Source organism: Phyllobacterium pellucidum, from assembly GCF_013327855.1.
Classification (GTDB): domain Bacteria; phylum Pseudomonadota; class Alphaproteobacteria; order Rhizobiales; family Rhizobiaceae; genus Phyllobacterium; species Phyllobacterium pellucidum.
The window spans coordinates 69,260-87,782 of the sequence record NZ_JABUMX010000007.1 but is presented as its reverse complement, the minus strand read 5'-3'; the positions used below and the strand labels follow the sequence as shown (position 1 = coordinate 87,782).

Annotated in this window: 10 protein-coding genes; 4 read left to right on the top strand and 6 right to left on the bottom strand. The window is 56.2% G+C overall.

Going from position 1 to position 18,523, the window contains the following annotated elements; translation table 11 throughout:
- Positions 1 to 10: 10 nt before the first annotated feature.
- The 3 genes from HQ945_RS20825 to HQ945_RS20815 all read right to left on the bottom strand — a co-directional run bounded on the left by HQ945_RS20825 (position 11) and on the right by HQ945_RS20815 (position 7,556).
- Entirely contained in the window at positions 11 to 4,318 is a 4,308-nt protein-coding gene (locus HQ945_RS20825; RefSeq protein WP_207719728.1) for a hypothetical protein, read from the bottom strand.
- Between the two features lie 740 nt (positions 4,319 to 5,058).
- Positions 5,059 to 6,276: an MFS transporter gene (locus HQ945_RS20820; protein ID WP_113282157.1), complete on the bottom strand. Its 1,218-nt coding sequence runs from the start codon at positions 6,274 to 6,276 to the stop codon at positions 5,059 to 5,061.
- A 383-nt stretch (positions 6,277 to 6,659) separates the two neighbouring features.
- Positions 6,660 to 7,556, bottom strand: coding sequence for an adenylate/guanylate cyclase domain-containing protein (locus tag HQ945_RS20815; RefSeq protein WP_246272754.1), 897 nt, complete (start codon positions 7,554 to 7,556; stop codon positions 6,660 to 6,662).
- A 291-nt stretch (positions 7,557 to 7,847) separates the two neighbouring features.
- On the opposite strand from HQ945_RS20815, the gene HQ945_RS20810 reads away from it, so the two are divergent.
- Complete coding sequence (locus tag HQ945_RS20810) at positions 7,848 to 8,573, top strand: phytanoyl-CoA dioxygenase family protein (RefSeq protein WP_246272753.1); 726 nt, start codon at positions 7,848 to 7,850, stop codon at positions 8,571 to 8,573.
- 85 nt (positions 8,574 to 8,658) lie between these two features.
- Here the strand turns inward: HQ945_RS20810 and katE are convergent, their stop codons facing one another.
- The 3 genes from katE to HQ945_RS20795 all read right to left on the bottom strand — a co-directional run bounded on the left by katE (position 8,659) and on the right by HQ945_RS20795 (position 12,166).
- Complete coding sequence (katE, locus tag HQ945_RS20805) at positions 8,659 to 10,779, bottom strand: catalase (RefSeq protein ID WP_174208462.1); 2,121 nt, start codon at positions 10,777 to 10,779, stop codon at positions 8,659 to 8,661.
- Positions 10,780 to 10,828: 49 nt separating this feature from the next.
- Positions 10,829 to 11,332, bottom strand: coding sequence for a YciE/YciF ferroxidase family protein (locus HQ945_RS20800; protein WP_207719727.1), 504 nt, complete (start codon positions 11,330 to 11,332; stop codon positions 10,829 to 10,831).
- 216 nt (positions 11,333 to 11,548) lie between these two features.
- Positions 11,549 to 12,166, bottom strand: a complete 618-nt coding sequence (locus HQ945_RS20795; RefSeq protein WP_174208461.1) for a Type 1 glutamine amidotransferase-like domain-containing protein — start codon at positions 12,164 to 12,166, stop codon at positions 11,549 to 11,551.
- A gap of 307 nt (positions 12,167 to 12,473) precedes the next feature.
- Here HQ945_RS20795 and HQ945_RS20790 point away from each other — a divergent pair, with 307 nt between their 5' ends.
- From HQ945_RS20790 to HQ945_RS23165, 3 genes are all read left to right on the top strand, one after another.
- Positions 12,474 to 13,688: a glycosyltransferase gene (locus tag HQ945_RS20790; protein WP_113282152.1), complete on the top strand. Its 1,215-nt coding sequence runs from the start codon at positions 12,474 to 12,476 to the stop codon at positions 13,686 to 13,688.
- A 101-nt stretch (positions 13,689 to 13,789) separates the two neighbouring features.
- Positions 13,790 to 16,042 carry a UDP-galactopyranose mutase gene (gene glf / locus HQ945_RS20785; RefSeq protein WP_174208485.1) on the top strand — a complete coding sequence of 751 codons (2,253 nt, stop codon included), beginning with the start codon at positions 13,790 to 13,792 and terminating at the stop codon, positions 16,040 to 16,042.
- Positions 16,035 to 18,098, top strand: a complete 2,064-nt coding sequence (locus tag HQ945_RS23165; protein ID WP_343051290.1) for a glycosyltransferase — start codon at positions 16,035 to 16,037, stop codon at positions 18,096 to 18,098. Before glf ends, HQ945_RS23165 begins: the two co-directional genes overlap by 8 nt.
- Positions 18,099 to 18,523: the final 425 nt, after the last annotated feature.

Sequence of the window (18,523 nt, the reverse complement as noted above, 5' to 3'; positions counted from 1 at the left end):
CTCCCCTCCCTTAGGCGAACGCCTCTACATATTCACGCCATGCGTAATCGGTATCGGTGTCGATCAGTTCGAGCTCCTCGGCGATCGGCAGCGCCGCGTTGACCCCCATGAGATCGCGGAATGTCGGATCGCCGTTAGCTCCGGCAAATTTTCGTTCGCAGGTTACGGTGACGCTTGTCGAGAACATGAATATTTCAATTTCGATTGTCAGCTGCGCCTTGCCGACGCATTTCCCACTCTCGAATTCGTAGCGAAGTTCGAGATAGAGTTCGAGCGAACAGGAAATCAGCCCAAGTACGCTCACATAACCGCCGAGGCGGAAATAGCCGGTCAACGAACAAGCATCTTTCTCCATGCGGAAGTAGATGCCCGCCATGACATGGACCCCGCCTGAAGCGACGCCGAGATCGATGGAGATGCTCGCACCGAATTCAAAAGACGCCTCGAGGATCTGTATGCCGTGCGGGTCCAGCGTAATGCCAAAAAATCCGCCGCCGCCGAAAAGCGAAACAGTCAGGTTGAACGGCTGTTCGCGGGTGCAGAAATTAAAGCGGACGGACAGCGGCTGTCCGATGAACGGCACGGTAAAGCCGGCGCCAAGGCTCAGATTGCTGAGGTTGAACAGTCCGATGGCAATTGTCGGCAAGGTAAGCGAAAAGCCGGCATCTATGCCCTGAGGGGTGATGTCGAGATAGGGCGGATCGGAGAAGCCATCGAGCGGTATGAGATCGCGCAAGGTCTCGACGAAACTCAGCGGCCCGACAAATTTGATGTCGTTGAGCATTACGTCGACGTCCATCTTCGCGGCACTGTCGACGCGGAACTCGATCTTCTCGAAATTGAGTTCGATGAAACTTGCCGGTGCGATCAAGACCAGGTCGAAATGCTTCAGGCTGCAGACGACGTTGATCTTCGGCGCGCTGCTGCCGTTCTTCTTGACCTTGGCTTCCACGGCGACGAGGAAGCCGCGTTTGTCATTGGCGCGGAACATCGGGTTCTTCGCTTTGTCGACACCCGGGAGGGCCCAGTTGTCGATCGGCGGGTTCCAGTCGAAGCGGATCGTCAGTTCATCGCCGGTCAGCATTTCGAGGAGTTTTAAAAGGTCGCCTGCCGCGTTGAGGATCTCGACGACGAGTTCGATGGCCGAAAGAATTGCCTGTTTTGGCGCGCCGTCGAGCAGTCGCGACGCTTTGACGGTATCGTGCAAGGGGGTGATCTTAGCCTGCACCGCCGTCATCAGACCGCCTAGCGTGGCGGGATCGCCCAGCAATTGCGGCAGGTTTTCCGGATGGCCGACAATCGCCTCGAGCGCCAGATAAAGCTCTTTCCCTTGCGTGATAAGGGTGGTGATCGTCGCCACGTCGTTCGCGAGTGCTTTGGTCTGGTTGGCGATCAGCTTCAACGACTGCCGGAAGCCTGCTGGAAGGGATACACCCCCGACCTGCGCATCGGCGGCCGCCAGCAACTGGTCAGCGGCGTTGTTGACATTGGTGAGAGCGCCGGCAAGTCCGCCCAGCGGCAGGGCGAGGTCGACGCTCGTTACCGCCAGCAGCGGAGCGATTTCCGATTTTACCGCAAGGACCGCATTCTTCAAATCATTTACACGCGCCTTGGCATTGGCAACGAGCGCGGCTTGATAGGCTTCGGCCTGCTCAATGAGGTCGTCCAAAGTTCCGCGGACAACCTCGAGGGCCGCGTCGGCGATGCTACCCGGACTGTCAGCCAGATGCGTGACAAATTCGAAGAGACGCACGAGCCCGTTGATGAAGCTTTCGACCTTGGTGCTGGCTTCGCTGGCAAATTTCGGGACCTGTTCGGGCTTGTCGCCAAGGTTGGTGACTGCCTGGATGACATCGCCGAGCGGAATGCAGCCAAACAGCAGCGGCAAGGGAAGATCAGACAGGGTGGCCGGAAACGCATTGCTGCCGGTCATTTTCCCATCCATGAAATCGGATACGTTGCCGGTTACAGGACCGGTCAGACGCGAGAGCGCGCTCGGCGTGAGATTCGGCTGGACAAAGCCTCCCGACCTGTCTCCCTGGGTCGAAAAATTAAGCTGAGCCATGCCGGGCTCGCTGACGACGTCGACAAAGACTTCGCCCTGATTGTTGGTAAAGCCGGCGCTCAGATAGCGTGCGTTCCATTTGACCGTGTTCGATGCGGAACTGCCGGTTAACTGCGCAAGGGCGGCGATGCGAACGCCGGCTTGTTGGACCATGGGGTAAAAGATGGGTTTGGAAAGGTTCTCGCTGTAGGCGCGGAGCTTGAGGTTCTGTTTCTCGACAAAACCGTCAAACGTTATCGATTCCGCCTCGACCGAAGTGTCGCCGGCTTTGACGCTTGGTGCCAGCGCTACGCGTTGGCGCTTGAGCGGGGCAGTCTTCCAACCTGAATGAGAAGGATCGTTCCAGGCGCCGCGGGCCTTATCGGCATTGGTTTCGGCAAGATCGAAATTGGGTTTCAGAACCGGGGCTGAGCCGTCCTTCACCGGGCTTGCCAAAGAAAAATCGATGAAGATCATCGGGAGTTCGAATTGTACCGTGCGCCCGTCGATGTCGGTGGCCGACATCTGGAACTTGAAGGGTTGCCCGCCGACGCAGGGCCAGAACATGGTCTGATTGCCGACGATGGAGCCCGGCGCCTGATCCGGCCTGTCGAGGCTTGGCGTGACGGCGGTCAGAATTCGAACACTCGAAAACGGCATTTGCCGGTGCAGCGCGATGGTCTCGTCTTTGTTGGTAAGGTCCGGATCCACGAATGTGCGTTCGCGCTCACGCACTATGATGAACAGCCGCTGGCGCAGATATGCCGTATTGCCCGGCATGGCCTGGTCCGATCCCTTGCCATTGTGGAATTTGCGCTCGCTAACCTTGATGAGGGAGACGCGATGACCGAATGGGAAGAGGAAACCCTTGTAGACGACACGCACATAGTGATCCCGCCCCATGGTGGCGCGATGAGCCCATTCCTCCACCGACAGGCCAACGGGATCCCAGCCGCCCCTTGAATCCAGCCAGCCACCAAGGGCAGAGAGCATCATGAGGTTGGCATTGACCGGCAAAGGTGCGTAGTTCGATTTCGAGAAATTCGACGAGAGATGGACGATCTGAAAGCGATCGAAATCGTCCATGGGCATACGGAACGGGCTGTTGTTGGGATTGGGCAAGTTGCCCGCGGGATAGTCCGATTGCATCGGCTTGGGCGATCCCTCGCCGGTGAGCGCCCACACGGCTCTCACGGTCCGTTGCGAGTCAGCATTTGGGGGCTCGATCGTCGGTCCGGTTTGGGATGGTGCGACCAGACGCGAATGCCACAATTCGGTCCGCCCGGTCTGCTCCGAATAAATGGGAAGCGCTGCATGGCGCCAGCGTTCCGCGCCGTGCGGACTGAGGATCAGCCGCCATGGCATTTCGATTGCGGTCTGGTTCAGGCCAGGCAGGGCCGGGCGCGGACCCCGCAACGTCGGGAAAGTGCCGGCGTCGATGACAGGTCCGATCTGGACAAGATCGGATGCGCCGAGCCTGCCGGGTTTCAGCGCCTTCAATCCGGGACCACCCGTAGCCTGGCGCAGTTCAAACGCGCTGGCATTGCCCTGGACAGCGGCGATGCGCAGGCTTCGCGCCGCAAAACTTGTCAGGGATGCTCGTTGACGCGCACTCAGCTTGCCGAAATTGGAAGCGAATATATCGGTAAAGACAATCGGAGGGCGAGGCGCTGCGGGCGGCCGTGCATTGGCGGGAACGGAAAGTTCGAGCGTTTCGCAGGCGGCAAGGACATCCTCCAGCGTATAGGGAATGTCGAAGCCGTCCGGAACTTTGAACGCGAGCCTCGATTCGCCGGCAATTCGTGCACGGACCGGTGGTCCCGTGAGTGCTTCCGCCCCGCCAGGCTCGGGTTTTGGCGGAGTGCCGGGGCGGGGAGGGTCCGGGTTGTGCGTGGCAGTGGGAGGCGTTTCGAAAAAAGTCTCCTCGGTAATGGTCTGCGGCGGGAAATGTACGATCAGGCTCGCAGAGCCGGCGGCTGACTTCTTCAGCCGCGGCTTTGCCCCGCCTGATACGGTAAGGTTGATAAATTCGAGGCGCAATACCAGCATGTCACGCGGCCGCACCACCGCATCACCCCGGCGATTGATATCGAAGAAATTCTCGTTGGGATCCGGAATGAAGATGGGGTGATCAGGAATTCGGTCGACGATGGGGCCGATGGCTCCCGTAACAAGATCGGAGGCTTGTTGCGAGGACGGCGCTGCTTGTGTTCCACGCACCAACTTTGACGGAGCGGAACTCACCGTCGTTGAAATCGGTTTCTTTGGAGGCATGGCGAACTTTCCTTCACGAAAGTCCGACCATCCATTCAACAAAGCTATCCATTGAAAAGATACGCCGGGCTCGTTCGAACCACGCCGCGTTTCCCAGGATAATGGCTCACCACCCGGATCTGGGTAGCCAACTCGTCTTCATCAAATGTCATGTGCCGCTGCGAATGGCATGCTTCTCAAGAGTCTTGCAGCGTGCACGGCATGGCCGGATAACAGGACAGTGCTTATCTTGTGATTGTTTGCGAATGCGGCATCGATGTTGGACCGGTGTGGTCCGACGCTTCGGTTCAGGCGAAATCAACAATTCGATCTAGGGCATTGGGCCAAGGTCACACTAACCGCACAAGTGCCGTTTGAACATTAGCCCATAGGGAGTATGCGTGACGTTGATGACACTGCAGTCCGTTTAGCTGAGCCGGATGGTCAATTCCTCTCGAGATGAGAGAGCTCAAACAGAAGCCTGATTTTTTTGACGAGACCAGGCATGGCGTGGATGCCAGCAATCTCGGTGCTGTTTTCGAACAAATGCTTCTCCGATTGCGCCCGCCTGCCCGACGACCCTCTTCACGTGTGACCACCAATACACCGCTTCGAACGATGAGCACTGCCCTGCTCGGCAACGAACGTTCCTGCCGTTCAGCAAGTGCGTCGCTCGCCAGTTTGTCTCGACGGCTCTTCCTCTGTGCCGTCGCTGAGAACATCAGAGGTATCGCGTTGGTTTCCCGCTGAACAACGCTTGACTAGGCTATAGCCTCGGTGTCCGAAGGGATCGATATCGTCGCAATGGCCGCGACGACCGAGGCGATGCCCGCCAGAACGAATGTCGTCGACAGCGATGACGTGATCACCATGCCGGCCAAGGCCGAACCGAGAGGGAAACCGGCCAGATTCAGGCTCATCGAAATCGACATGACGCGACCGAGTTGTTGCGGATCGGTTCGACGCTGGCGAAGCGTCAGCAGAGCAACATCGATCGGACCGGACATGATGCCGGCAAGCATAAGGCCGATCGCCAGCCCGCCAAACCCAAACTCAGCTGCCACGGGCCATGCCGCCAAGGCCGTAATTACCATTCCGATAGCCATAATGTAACGCTCGCGACCGGTTGTTCGCAGGTGCCCGGCTAACAGCGCACCAATCCCGCCGGCAATGCCCATCGCAGCCCATAGGAAACCTGTCACCGAACTCCCAATGGAGGTGTCGTAATGGTTGGCGACAAAAACCGGAACGACGACATAGAGAACGCCCCAAGTGATCTGGTACATCGAATAGGAGATGGCAAGGCCGCGCAGCGTTGATTGTCTGGCGACTATCTGGATACCTTCCCACGTCTGTTGCAGAAACGAAGCCTGCCTTGACGCCAGACCTGGAAGGAACGGCACGAGAGACATACATATTGCCGCGCCTGCATAGAAGAGGGCGATCATAGACATCGCACTTTCAGGACCAAGCCACGCGACAATAATGCCAGCCATTGCTGGCCCGACGACATCAACGACGGCATAGACTGCCGTATCCAGCGCATTTGCTCGATCGAGTGCGTGAGACGGAACCAATCGAGGCAACAGAGTGCGGGTGCCGGCCGCGCCGAGCGGACCGGCGAGGGAAAACAATATAACCAGAAAGAACAGGACCGGTGGCGTCGTCGAGTCGAGCCAGCTCACGATACTGATTGCGGCAATGAATATGGCGCTGGCAATCATGTCGATCCTGACGGCTATGGTCGGTCCGACGCGATCAAGCAGAACGCCTGCGATCGGACTAACCAGCAGGCCAGGCACGATTGCCGCGAAGGTCAGCCAGCCGGCCAACGCCGGTGACGAGAACCGCGCCAGCACGAACAGCACCAGCGTGAGAATGAACATGCGTCCGGCCAGACGCGAGAGGGTGGCAGCGACAATGAGAGGCGTCAGACCGGGAATTGTAGTGAGGGCTCGGTATGAATTTTGCTGTTCCATCGTGACCTGCTGATGGTTGGATTTTTGAACAATAATTAAGTGTGCACGGAATGTCCGAGCTGAATGCAATGCAAGTATCACGCAGTGCGCAGAATGCCCAGACGGGGTAGTTCCCGACAGACAGATCGACCGAGGCCGAGCTGTTTTGCGGGCTTCTGACGGAGATGTTTTAGCTTCGATGAGTTTGATAGCTGCGTCGATCTTTTTTGTGTCGAGGGGTTGGCGGCCTGGATCACAACCAGCTCCGTTTTCGCCCTGCAGCTTTGCACCCTTCGTCATCCCGGTGGCCTCTGGCCCGAATCCTCGGCGCGATCCCGGCTTCGATGGGAGATGCAATCAAGCGACGCAACTGTCCACCCGGCGCGTCGGCCATTCCCACAGTATTAATCAGTCTCCGAAATTTCCCTCAGGCGAATTGCAGCCAGACTTTTGAACTCACCTTCCGGATATTTTTGAAGGTAGGCTTCGAACGCGGCCGGGGAGTTGCTCTGTTTTATCGAGTTCCAAAACTCGAGTTCCACCGCCCGGTCCGCAGCGGGGACAGCCTCTGGTTCCTCAGCTTTTGCCAGGCGGGCGCGGGCGAGCGCCACAAATTCGCCGTCGGGAAACCGTTCAAGGTAAGCCTCGTATTCCGACGGATCCTTAGTCTCCTGTATCGACTGCCAAAACGTCAGTTCCACTTGGTTCGACGTGCCCTTGATCGCGTTGCTGTCGTCGGATAGTTCAATGCTTCCCCTGGAAGGCGTGGCGCGAACATCGAGAAGATCAGAGCTTGCCTCGGGATCGAAGCAGACACGAAAAATCCGAACCGGGCGCGCGATATTCTTTACGGCGTGTTCCCCAAGATCCTCGAACTGGTAGTCCACCCTGTCGCGCAGATGATCGCGCACACCGCGCGTGACGCAAATACCGCCGGGTTCCGCCTGTGCCTCAAGGCGACATGCGACGTTGACACCGTCACCAAAGATGCCGCCGTCCTTGACCATGACGTCGCCCACATTGATCCCGATCCGCCAGAGCATTCGCGCCTGTTGGGGAAGGGACTTATTGGCTACAGCCAAGGACCGTTGAATGGAAATTGCACTGTTGACGGCGTCGACGATACTGGCGAACTCGGCAAGTACACTGTCGCCAGCCGTACCGGATATCCCGCCGCGTCCCGCCGCAATAATCTCGTCAATGATAGCCCGGTGCGATGACAATGTCGCAAGGGTGCCTTCCTCGTCTTGGTGCATGAGCCGTGAATAGCCCTCTACATCGGCAGCAAGGATGGCGATCAACTTGCGATCGAGCGGAGGTGCTTCCATGGCCATGTCTCAACGCGCTCCGTCTGCACGGCCAGACTGGTTTTGGGATGGTTGGCGTGCTCCCTGAAACGATTGTGAAAGGTTGTGGTTCCGCCAGGCCTATGGGATGCTTATTGTTATAAATCAAAACGAGCATACGCATGTTTTTGTGCGCATGGAGGGGCAATGGACAGTTACGGTAACATTCAACACGATGTCTCGACCTTGAAGACCGATGGAATTGTCGGCAAGAAATCGGCCTTTCCCCGCGCATGGGCTGAACAGATGCGCGAAGACATGATGACCGCCTTTTGGTCTGCGATACAGCGGCCGGGCGGAGCTGTCGGACGTGGTCCGCGGCGGTGGTATGTCGAAATTCATCCAGAGGAGTTCGGCGGATTCATTGATCTGGTCACGCATCCTTGGGTCACTGCGATGTGCGAAAATGTACTTGGCCCGGATTATCAGATCGTCGAGATCGGGTTTGATGTTCCATTTCAAGGCGCGAAATTCCAGCCATGGCATCGGGACTTCCCCTCGCCTGTGGACACCTATGTCGAGCGGCGCATTACATCTCTCGCGTTTAATCTGACAGGCGTCGATGTCACCGAGGATATGGGCCCGTTCGAAATTGCGCCCGGAACACAATATATCGACGGTCGCGAGTGGAAACACGAGATGTTTCCTGCAAAGACCGTATGGCCGGAGTTTCAGACAAAAGCAGTGCGCAAGTTCCCGCAGCTTGGCGATATCTCCTGTCGTTCGGCGCTAACGGTGCACCGTGGCACGGAACACGCCTCTCCGATAGCGCGGCCAGTGATGGTCCTTGGCGTGGACGCCCCGGGAGCGGGCCACGCGAAACTGCACGATCTCATGGTGACGAAGGGCTACTTTGAAAGTTTGCCGGACTCGGTGAAAAGGCATTTGGTCTGCCGTGTGGTCGATGAGTTGGTGCCAGTGACGCAAAAGCACGACATCGAAGGATTGGTGATGGGAGCCGATCCGGTCTGAACCACGCGATTGCAATGCCAGTTAAGGAGGATTTGCGTCCTTGGCCTGACCGCGGCGCTTCAGCTGCGCCGCGGTCAGGGGCCTATCATTTCATTTTGACATTTGGCTCGCGTGACCAAAGGCGTAGCTTACCCAATGCCGCAGTGAAGGTCGCGACATCCTTGCCATCGGATAAAAGGATCACCCCTTCATCAAGGTCGCCGGCAATACCTGCCTTCTCGAATAAAGGCAGGGCAGCGTCGTTGTGACCGATGAATTTGCAGTGTGCGAAAGCGTCGGCGACGAAATCCCTGGCCGTGGATTCTTTGACAAGAGCGGCCGCACCTTCAGGGGAGGGCAATATGGCCACTGCGTCATATAACACCGATGGCCCGCCATCGATCATCTGGTCACCTTTTATCAGCGTACCATCGCTGCCGCGAACTCCCCCAACGACGGGGGTAATAATTTCAAACACCGCTTTTTCGGCGACAATGGCATCTTGCAGTTCCTTGACGACGGCCGCATCGAATCCGTCCGTCAACAGAATGCCGAGCTTTCGTCCCTCGAACCGCCTCGGACCTCGTTCCACGATGCTTAGCGCCGGGGAGGGGTCGAGATCCTGCCTGGTGGGAATGGCGGCGTCCGCGGCCTGGGGCATGGTTTCAAGTCCAAGCCCTTGGGCAACTTTGCTTGCCAACGAATCGTCGATATTGAGAAGATGCGAGACAACACGTTCGCGGATTACCGGGGTTTTGACCTTGCTGAGTTCAAACGTCAGCGCGGCGGCGATATGTTTTTGCTCGGGCAGGGTCTGGCTGATGAAAAACTGTCGCGCCTGGCTATAGTGATCTGCAAAGGACTCGGCCCTCAGCCTGATCTTCTGACCGGATTCTCCATCGGCAAATGACCGGAAGCCTCGCTCGGGCGACTCGCGCGGACCTACTCCCCAGGAGTTCGGTTGGTAATTGACGCGGCCCGTCGGATTTCGCATGGCCATGTGACCGTCCTGCTGGAAATTATTGAACGGGCATTTGGGCGCATTGATTGGAATATGCGTGAAATTTGGTCCGCCAAGACGCTTTATCTGCGTATCGAGATAGGAGAAATTCCGACCCTGCAGCAATGGATCATTGGAAAAATCGATCCCTGGGGGAACGTTCTGCGTCATGAACGCAACTTGTTCGGTCTCGGCAAAGAAGTTGTCAGGCATTCTATCGAGCACGAGACGGCCAACGGGTATCGGCGGCAGAATTTCTTCAGGTATTATCTTTGTCGCATCCAAAATGTCGAAATCGAAAGCATCGGCAAAATCCTGGTCAAAAAGCTGGACCTGAAGTTCCCATTCCGGAAAGGCGCCGGACTGGATGGCGTCCCACAAATCGCGCCGATGGAAATCGGGATCGGCACCATTGATCTTGACCGCCTCATTCCATGCCACCGACTGCAAGCCAAGCTTTGGCTTCCAGTGGAACTTTACGAATGTCGATTCATCATTGGTGTTCACCAGGCGGAAGGTATGAACACCGAAGCCTTCCATGAAACGGAAGGAACGCGGGATGGCCCGATCCGACATCACCCACATGATCATGTGCATGCTTTCCGGCGTCAGGCTGATGAAATCCCAAAAGTTGTCGTGGGCCGACTGGGCCTGCGGAAAACCCCTGTCCGGTTCTTGCTTGACCGCATGAACCATGTCGGGAAACCGGATAGCATCCTGAATGAAGAACACCGGAATATTGTTTCCGACCAAATCCCAGTTGCCCTCTTGCGTATAGAGTTTAACTGCGAACCCGCGCACATCGCGTGCAAGGTCGAATGATCCCTTGTTCCCCGCGACTGTTGAAAATCGAACAAACGCCGGTGTTTTTTCCCCCGGACGTTGAAAGATGTCGGCCCGGGAATATTCCGCCAAAGACAATGTGTCGTATGTCTCGAAATACCCGTGGGCCCCATATCCGCGAGCGTGCACGACGCGTTCGGGGATGCGTTCGTGATCGAAGTGAAAGATCTTTTCGCGGAAATGGAAGTCTTCCAGCAAGGTGGGCCCGCGATCCCCAATCTTCAACGAGTTTTGATCGTCTAAGATGGGTCCCCCCTGGGCTGTGGTCAGTATGGGCGTATCACCGGCGGCGTCCTGATGGAGTTCGCCGCCCGCGCCCCGCCGCAACTTTTGATCGTGGATCGTGGCTTCGTTTTTGGGATTGGATTTGTTGGTCTTGGACATGTGTGTTCCTTGGATTGGCCTGCTTAATCGGCAAAGTATTTTGCGGATTTTACTTTGATGACTTCTTTGTTTTTGCCGATCCCAAGGTGTCGGAGAGAGCATCCAGATCGGCATCGGTCTGGATTTCCTCCTGCAACGTGGCGTCAAGTAAATCGGCCGCATCGGTTAGACCCAGCAGCATTGCGAGTTTTTTCAATGCACCGTATCGGGCCATTTCATGATGCTCGACTGCTTGAGCTCCGGCAGCGAGTCCCAGGTCCAGTGCAGAACTGTCCTTGTATTCGGCGATAATCTGATTGCCTTCTTCGATAAGCGCGTCAATCGCAGGGCAGGTTTTACCTTTTGCGGGTTTGCCGGATAATTCAAAAACTTGATCAAGACGATCAACGTGAACCTGCGTTTGATCGTAGTGCTTTTGAAACGCGGCGCTAAGTTCCTGGGATTTTGCAGCAGCTGACATTGTTGGCAGCGCTTGGAGGATTTTCCGCTCAGCGTAGTAAATTTCTTTTAATCCGTCGTAATAAAGGTCTTCCAGTATCTTGGATTGCATCATTTCACCTCTCCTGTTGTAGTTGCTTAACAGGTGGGTCGGGCTCTTGTTCCGCAGCAGACTAGTTTAGATCTGACTTAATTTTCCGAGGGACATTCGAGCGCAGCGCCAGGTTGCCACCTGCACTGCGGTAGCGGCGGTGGCCCTCCTTGTGGAACCGACCGTCCGAGTTCAACCCCAGCCTCCAAGGCTCGCTTAAGCGCGGGCGCTGAACTTGGGTCAGATAACCTTGAATGAGTCGCCCACAACGTGAATGACCTGATCGTCGTTAAGACCGAGACACATTGTGCCGTTGCCTTCGAAGGCTTTGTAGGTCTTCTGAACCAAGGCGCTGAAGCTGGCATGATCCATATGCGGCAGGATCGAAAAGTTGACCAGATTGAGGCCGATATCGTTGGTTTCCTCCGCCTTTGAGCGGTCATCCAGCGCGTCGGCATAACTGATTTCCGGTGTCGCAACGATCGAGCCGGCGCTGGAGCCGATATAGACCAGTCCTTCGCTAATACGCACCCGCACATGGTCAAAGAAGCCGCTTTTGCGCATATGATGCAGAAGATAGAATGTGTTGCCTCCGCTCATGTAGACTGCGCTGACCGTATTCAGTGCAGCCTTCACCTCGTCCGGGGTCTTGCCGACGAGGTCGTAGTCAATGACCTCGAAGCCCATTTCTTCAAAGGGGCGATAGTGGCTCTCATAGTCCGGCTTCCATCCTTCGCCGTATGCCGCCGTCGGAACGATCATGATTTTTGTGCCCGCAAATCTGTCTGCGAGGATCGTTCGGATCTTCGGAAAACCCGACGTGAGTTCAGAGGCCAGCAGTAATTCCTGTGCTTTCATGAAGTCTAACAAAACTGATTGTTCTTGGAGGAGCAACCCGTTCCGCGCGTGTTCAGGTTTCTGATCGGGGACTAAGCACAACTTTGATGCAGCAGTCCTTCGTCGCGGAACGTCTTGCTTTCCTGTGACCGAATTCCGTCCTGGAATTGTTCCGGCGGAAATTAAAATTGGAGGGTGGCGACCGCCGGACCCACGTATCAGACGATGATGCCGTACGGTTTCGGACAAAACGTAAGGGGCCGGAACATCTTGAGAGTCTCCCAGTTTGCTTTCCTCGCGGCTGAAAGCGCGCAATGGGAGAGGTTGAATGACATCCATGATCGTTATCAGTGACTTTCTGGATGACAGCCGGCCCAACCAACAGCACTCCAAGGAATACCATCTGAAAAAATGGCGGGACCGGCACGGCTCTGCCCCGTCCTTGTCTGTAAAGCCTCGGGTTATGGATGTGCAGGGCGGGTACCTGCAACGGCTCCCGCTGGCTTGCATCAACGCCGGCATCGTCGACCGTGCCGAGATTTGGCATCATACCCGCTCGGAAGGCAACCATGAGCTGTCGCCCACTGATCATGAATTGATCCGCCGATCGTTTCAACTCAGCGGCGAGGGCACGCCTTACATGTCTGACGACATGCTGGCGTTTCTCGAGGTCTTTGGACCGCCAGATATTCTCGTCGTGCTCGGACTTGGGGTTTGTGAAGCTGTTCTCGAAGCGTGTGCCCCGAGTTTCAAAATCTACAACTCGATCGACGCTCCGGCTCTGCGTATACCCGAGGCCGTTAGCCGGCACTTCGACCTCGTCCTGACGGGAGCGGAATGGCAGTCGGAAGATGTGGCGCGCCGGCATCCGGACATGGAAACGGCAATAATGCCAATCGGACCGGAGTTTGCTTCCGATACCACGTTTTTTCCAACTGGCGCAGATAAGCTTTACGACATCATTTATGTAGCTGCCGCACAGGCTTACAAGCGTCACGACATCCTTTTTAACGCCCTTGCCAGACTACCGCGCACGCTCCGTACATTGTGTGTTTTCGGCTACGGGGAGGATGCAGAAAAATTACAGGATCTGGCAACTTCCCTCGGCATTGATGTCGACTTCATAGGCCCGCCCGGCGTCTCGATCGAAGCAGTCAACGGACTCATGAACAGCGCCCGGATCGGCGTTGTTTGCGGGGTCGATGACGGCGCTCCAGCAATCCTGACCGAGTATATGCTGGCGGGTCTTCCAGTTTTGGCCAATGAGGAACTGTGCTGCGGAACGCAATACATCACGCCGCGCACCGGGGAGATAGCGTCCGCCGAGCGCTTCCATCTGGCGATAACGGAAATCCTCGGCCGCGCCGAACAATTTTCACCGAGGAGCGAGGTCCAGAATAACTGGACTTGGCAACACACGGTCGAACGGTTGCGAGGGCTTATCGCTTCTCACAGAAAGTTTCACTCCGACAGGAACATTGAAAGCAAGCGGTCGTTAGGCCTAGACAACCAACAGGAGCGAATATGCTTTGGTCCAATGTGAACCGTCAATTTTCCGCCGACATGTTGCCGGTTCTGGAAGGCCCGATAATCTGCTTTTCACACTTGCGATGGGACTCGGTTCGACAGCGCCCCCAGCATTTGATGGAGCGGTTCGCCAACCAACGGCAGGTGTTTTTCTTCGAAGAATACATACCTACCGATCATCACCTGGCATATTTCGAGATCCATAGTTTTGACGACTCTCCGATCAAATCGATCCGGCCCCGCATACCCGGAGATTGGGACAATGCCCGGCGCGAAGCAGCGTTGGCGAAGATACTCGATGAGATAATTCTGCTTCTGTGTTCGGCCAAACCCATCCTTTGGTTCTATACGCCGATGATGTTTGCATTCGCCCGGCACGTTGACAGTGCGGCGATCGTTTATGATTGCATGGATGAGTTGGCGAGCTTCAAGTTTGCCCCTTCTGAACTCAAGCATATGGAGCGTTTGCTTATAGGCCACGCTGACGTCGTTTTCACCGGAGGATTTAGCCTTTACGAGTCAAAACGACTTCTCCACGAAAACATTCATCCCTTTCCGTCGGGGGTTGAAACAGATCACTTCAAGGCGGCACGAAATCCTCTCTCCACTCCCGTTGACCAGGCGGTTATCGGAGGCCCCCGACTTGGATTCTACGGGGTCATCGACGAGCGGCTTGATCTTGAACTGATTGCCTTTGCAGCGCGGGAGCTTCCCGAATGCTCCTTTGTTTTCGTAGGTCCCGTCGCCAAGATCGACAAAGCTGAGCTGCCCGTTGCGCCGAACATCCATTATCTCGGGCAGAAGGATTATGCTGAGTTGCCTGCTTATCTGGCGGGATGGGATGTGGCCCTTATGCCATTTGCTCTCAATGAATCGACGCGGTTCATCAGCCCCACCAAGACGCCCGAATATCTTGCCTCCGGCCGCCCGGTTGTCAGCACGAAAATAACCGACGTAGTTCGTCATTACGGCGATGTCGACGGCGTCCTTACCGCCGCGACACCGAGCGAATTCGTAGCAGCCTGCCGCAAAGCTCTCAAGTTGCCGAAAGGCGACGCGAGGCGGATTGCCGCGATCGATGCCCGTCTGGGCGAAATGTCATGGGACAGTATCCAGCAACGTATGCAGGCCATCGTAGAGGAGGCGATTGAGCACAGAGGACACCCGCTTGGCGGAGAGAAACGCCGCGAAAATCGGGTCGTCTCGATAGCAAACCCGGGCAAGCCGCCTTTTGACTATCTGATTGTAGGTGCGGGGTTTGCTGGCTCAGTGTTGGCCGAAAGGCTGGCGTCAGCCGGCCACCAAGTGCTCATTTCGGATCGCCGGTCTCACGTCGGCGGCAACGCCTATGACTACTACAATGAAGACGGCCTTCTCGTTCACAAATACGGGCCTCATATATTTCACACAAACAGCGAAGAAATATTCCACTATCTTTCGCGGTTCACACAATGGCGAGCTTATGAACACCGTGTGCTTTCCAGTGTGAACGGCCAATTATTGCCGGTACCTATCAACCGCACCACGCTCAATCGGCTGTATGATTTGCGCCTTTCATCCGACGCGGAAACCGCCGCTTTTCTCCTGAGCAAGGCGCAAGCTATAGAGACGATCCAAACGGCCAAAGACGTTGTGCGGGCTCAAGTCGGCGACGAACTCTATGAACTGTTTTTTGAGGGCTATACCCGCAAACAATGGGGCTTCGACCCATCGGAACTTGATAAATCGGTCACAGCCCGCATTCCGACGCGCACCAACGACGACGATCGTTATTTCCTCGATACGTTTCAGGTAATGCCTCTCCACGGATACACACGAATGTTCGAAAATATGCTCGACCGTCCAGGAATTACGATTGAGCTCGCCACCGATTTTGAACAGTTGAGGGACCTCCGTCTGGCAAGCCATACAATATTTACGGGGCCGATCGACGAATACTTCGACTTTCGTTTGGGAAAACTTCCATACCGCAGCCTGAATTTCCTTCACCAGACAATTGACAGAGAACGGTTTCAAGATGCGGCCGTGATCAACTTTCCGTCCGAAGACATCCCCTATACGCGGATAACCGAATACAAGTATCTCACCGGCCAGTCACATCCGAAGACCAGTATCTGTTACGAAACGCCTTGCGCAGATGGTGATCCCTACTATCCGATCCCACGTCCTGAAAACCAGGCGATCTATAAGCAATATGAAGCGTTAGCGAAGCAACAATCCGATGTAAGCTTTGTCGGCAGGCTCGGAACGTACAAATACTACAATATGGATCAGGTCGTGGGTCAGGCGTTGGCCACTTTCAAACGCTTGATGCAGCAGGCCGGACATGTAGACCAGATGCGAAGCGCCGATCAGGCATCGAATGCTTGATTGCGCGAAAGCCCACATCGTCCTCGCGACAGATAGTCTTGATCCGTCCGGCATGGGCGAGCACATGCTGGCATTGGGTCGCGCGCTGTCGGATCGTTTCAAAATGACGCTGGCGCTGCCGGGCTTATCCCGCGGCAGGCCGATGATGGCCCGTGCAAAGCGATACGGCATGGCGGTAAAAGTCCTTGATCGCGACTTTTCCGCCTGGCTGTCGCGGGCTCGCGTCGACCTGCTTCATGTTCACGCCGGCATCGGTTGGGAGGGACACGATCTTGCCCGCTCGGCCCTTGCCATTGGATTGCCGGTGATCCGTACGGAACATCTGCCGTATGTCCTTACGGATGACGAACAAAAAGAACGCTACTTTGAGGGAATAGCCAATATCGACCAAATCGTTGTCGTTTCAAAAGCGTCGGAGCAAAGCTACCGCGAAAACGGAATAGCGGGCCTCAAACTGACGACGGTGTTCAACGGCGTTTATCCGCTTGAGACGACGAGACCGCCCAAAAGCATAGTTGAAGATCTCGAACTTGAAGGGGCGCGGGTGCTGCTGACAACGGCAAGATTCACGCAGCAGAAAAATCATGCAATTCTGATGGAGGCGCTCCCGGCGATTGTTCGCAACCATCCCGATGTCCTGCTTCTCGCGGCGGGCGAGGGGCCGCAGCTCGACGCGATACGCTCGCTCGCAGACAATCTGGGTCTAAGCAAGCATGTGCGTTTCCTTGGCCAGCGCAGCGACATCGGCAATCTGATGAGCATTGCTGAGTTTTTTGTTTTGCCTTCGCTTTTCGAAGGGCTTCCCCTCGTTGTGCTTGAGGCGATGGCAGCCGGGGTGCCCGTCGTTGCCTCGAAAGTAGGTGGGAATTGCGACGCTCTTGGAGAAGATCATCCTTTCTACTTTTGCCCGACTGACGCAGTTGGGCTTGGCGAGATGGTGTGTTTTGCCCTGTCCCGTCCGGACCTTGGTGAAACGACCGCCAAGGCAGCACGACGCCGGTACCGCGCGCAGTTCAGCGCAGAGCGCATGGCGGCCGAAACAGCAAGCATCTACTTGCGGCATCTGCCCCAAGGGTCCCCAATCCGGAGAAAGACAACCATGGAAACTGTTCGCATCGGGTTCATAGGCGCCGGCGGAATTGCCCGGCGCCACCTTGATATCATTTCCCGTTTCGACGACGTGCAATTGGTAGGACTCGCGGACCCCGATCTGGAACGGGCCAACAGCGCCGCTAGTGTCTTTGGTATGCATGGCTTTCCTGACGCGCTGGCAATGCTGGCGGAATGCGAGATCGATGCCGCATTTGTCTGTGTTCCGCCCTTTGCGCATGGCGATATCGAGCGGGAGCTTGCAGAGCGCAGAATTCCATTCTTTGTCGAAAAGCCACTGTCACTCGACATTGAGACCGCTGAAGAAGTCGCTTGCCTTGCCGAAGACCTTGTCACCGCGGTCGGCTATCACTGGAGATATCTCGATACAGTGGAAGAAGCACGCAACCTGCTGATTAGTAACCCGGCGCAACTGGTGGCAGGCTATTGGCTAGATCAGACGCCTCCGCCGCGCTGGTGGTGGAAACAAGCTGCAGCGGGCGGACAGATTGTCGAACAAGCCACCCATATCATCGACCTTGCCCGCTATCTCGTGGGTGATATCAACGAGGTTTCGGGGCTATCCAACCACCTCGAAAGGGCCGACTTCCCTGGTCTCGATGTGGCGACTGCCTCGGTCTCAAGTCTAAGGTTCGCAACCGGGGCCGTTGGCACCATAAGTTCGACATGCCTGTTGCGTTGGGGCCACCGCATCGGGCTGCACCTCTTCGCAGACGGACTGGCAATCGAATTGTCCGAGCGCGACATCATGGTTGACGTTGGCGCCGGACGCCCCTCTCGAACTGCTGGGGGAGACCCGGTACTGCTGCAGGATCGCCATTTCATCGACGCAGTAAAAGGAAGACCCAACAATATTCGCTGCCGATACCGGGATGCACTTCAAACCCATCGTGTGGCGCTTGCAATAAGCGATTCGATGCGCACCTGCCAAACCGTAACGATTTAGCCGGAGAACGAAAGCAATGTCGTACCGTCGGTCCATTCGCTCTTTGGGTATCGAAGCCCCGGAACGCGCCTACTACTTCGAATATGAGGAAGAACCGCCAAATGGCGAACAGCTTCAGCTTGATACGCTCTTCAGTGGCCTTTCAGCGGGGACCGAGCTCACGTTTCTGAAAAACACCAACCCATTCTTCCACAGCCGCTTTGATGCCGACCGGGGCGCCTTTATCTGCGGCGAGCCCGCTTTGCGCTATCCAGTTCCCTTCCTCGGATATATGGAGGTCGCTCGCATTTCCCGTTCGCAAGCGCCTGATTTTACGGAAGGTGACATTGTCGCCACAACGTACGGCCACAAATCCGGACATATCGCCAATCCGGATTCGGAATTATTGGTGAAGCTTCCGGATAGTCTCGAGCCTATACTTGGAA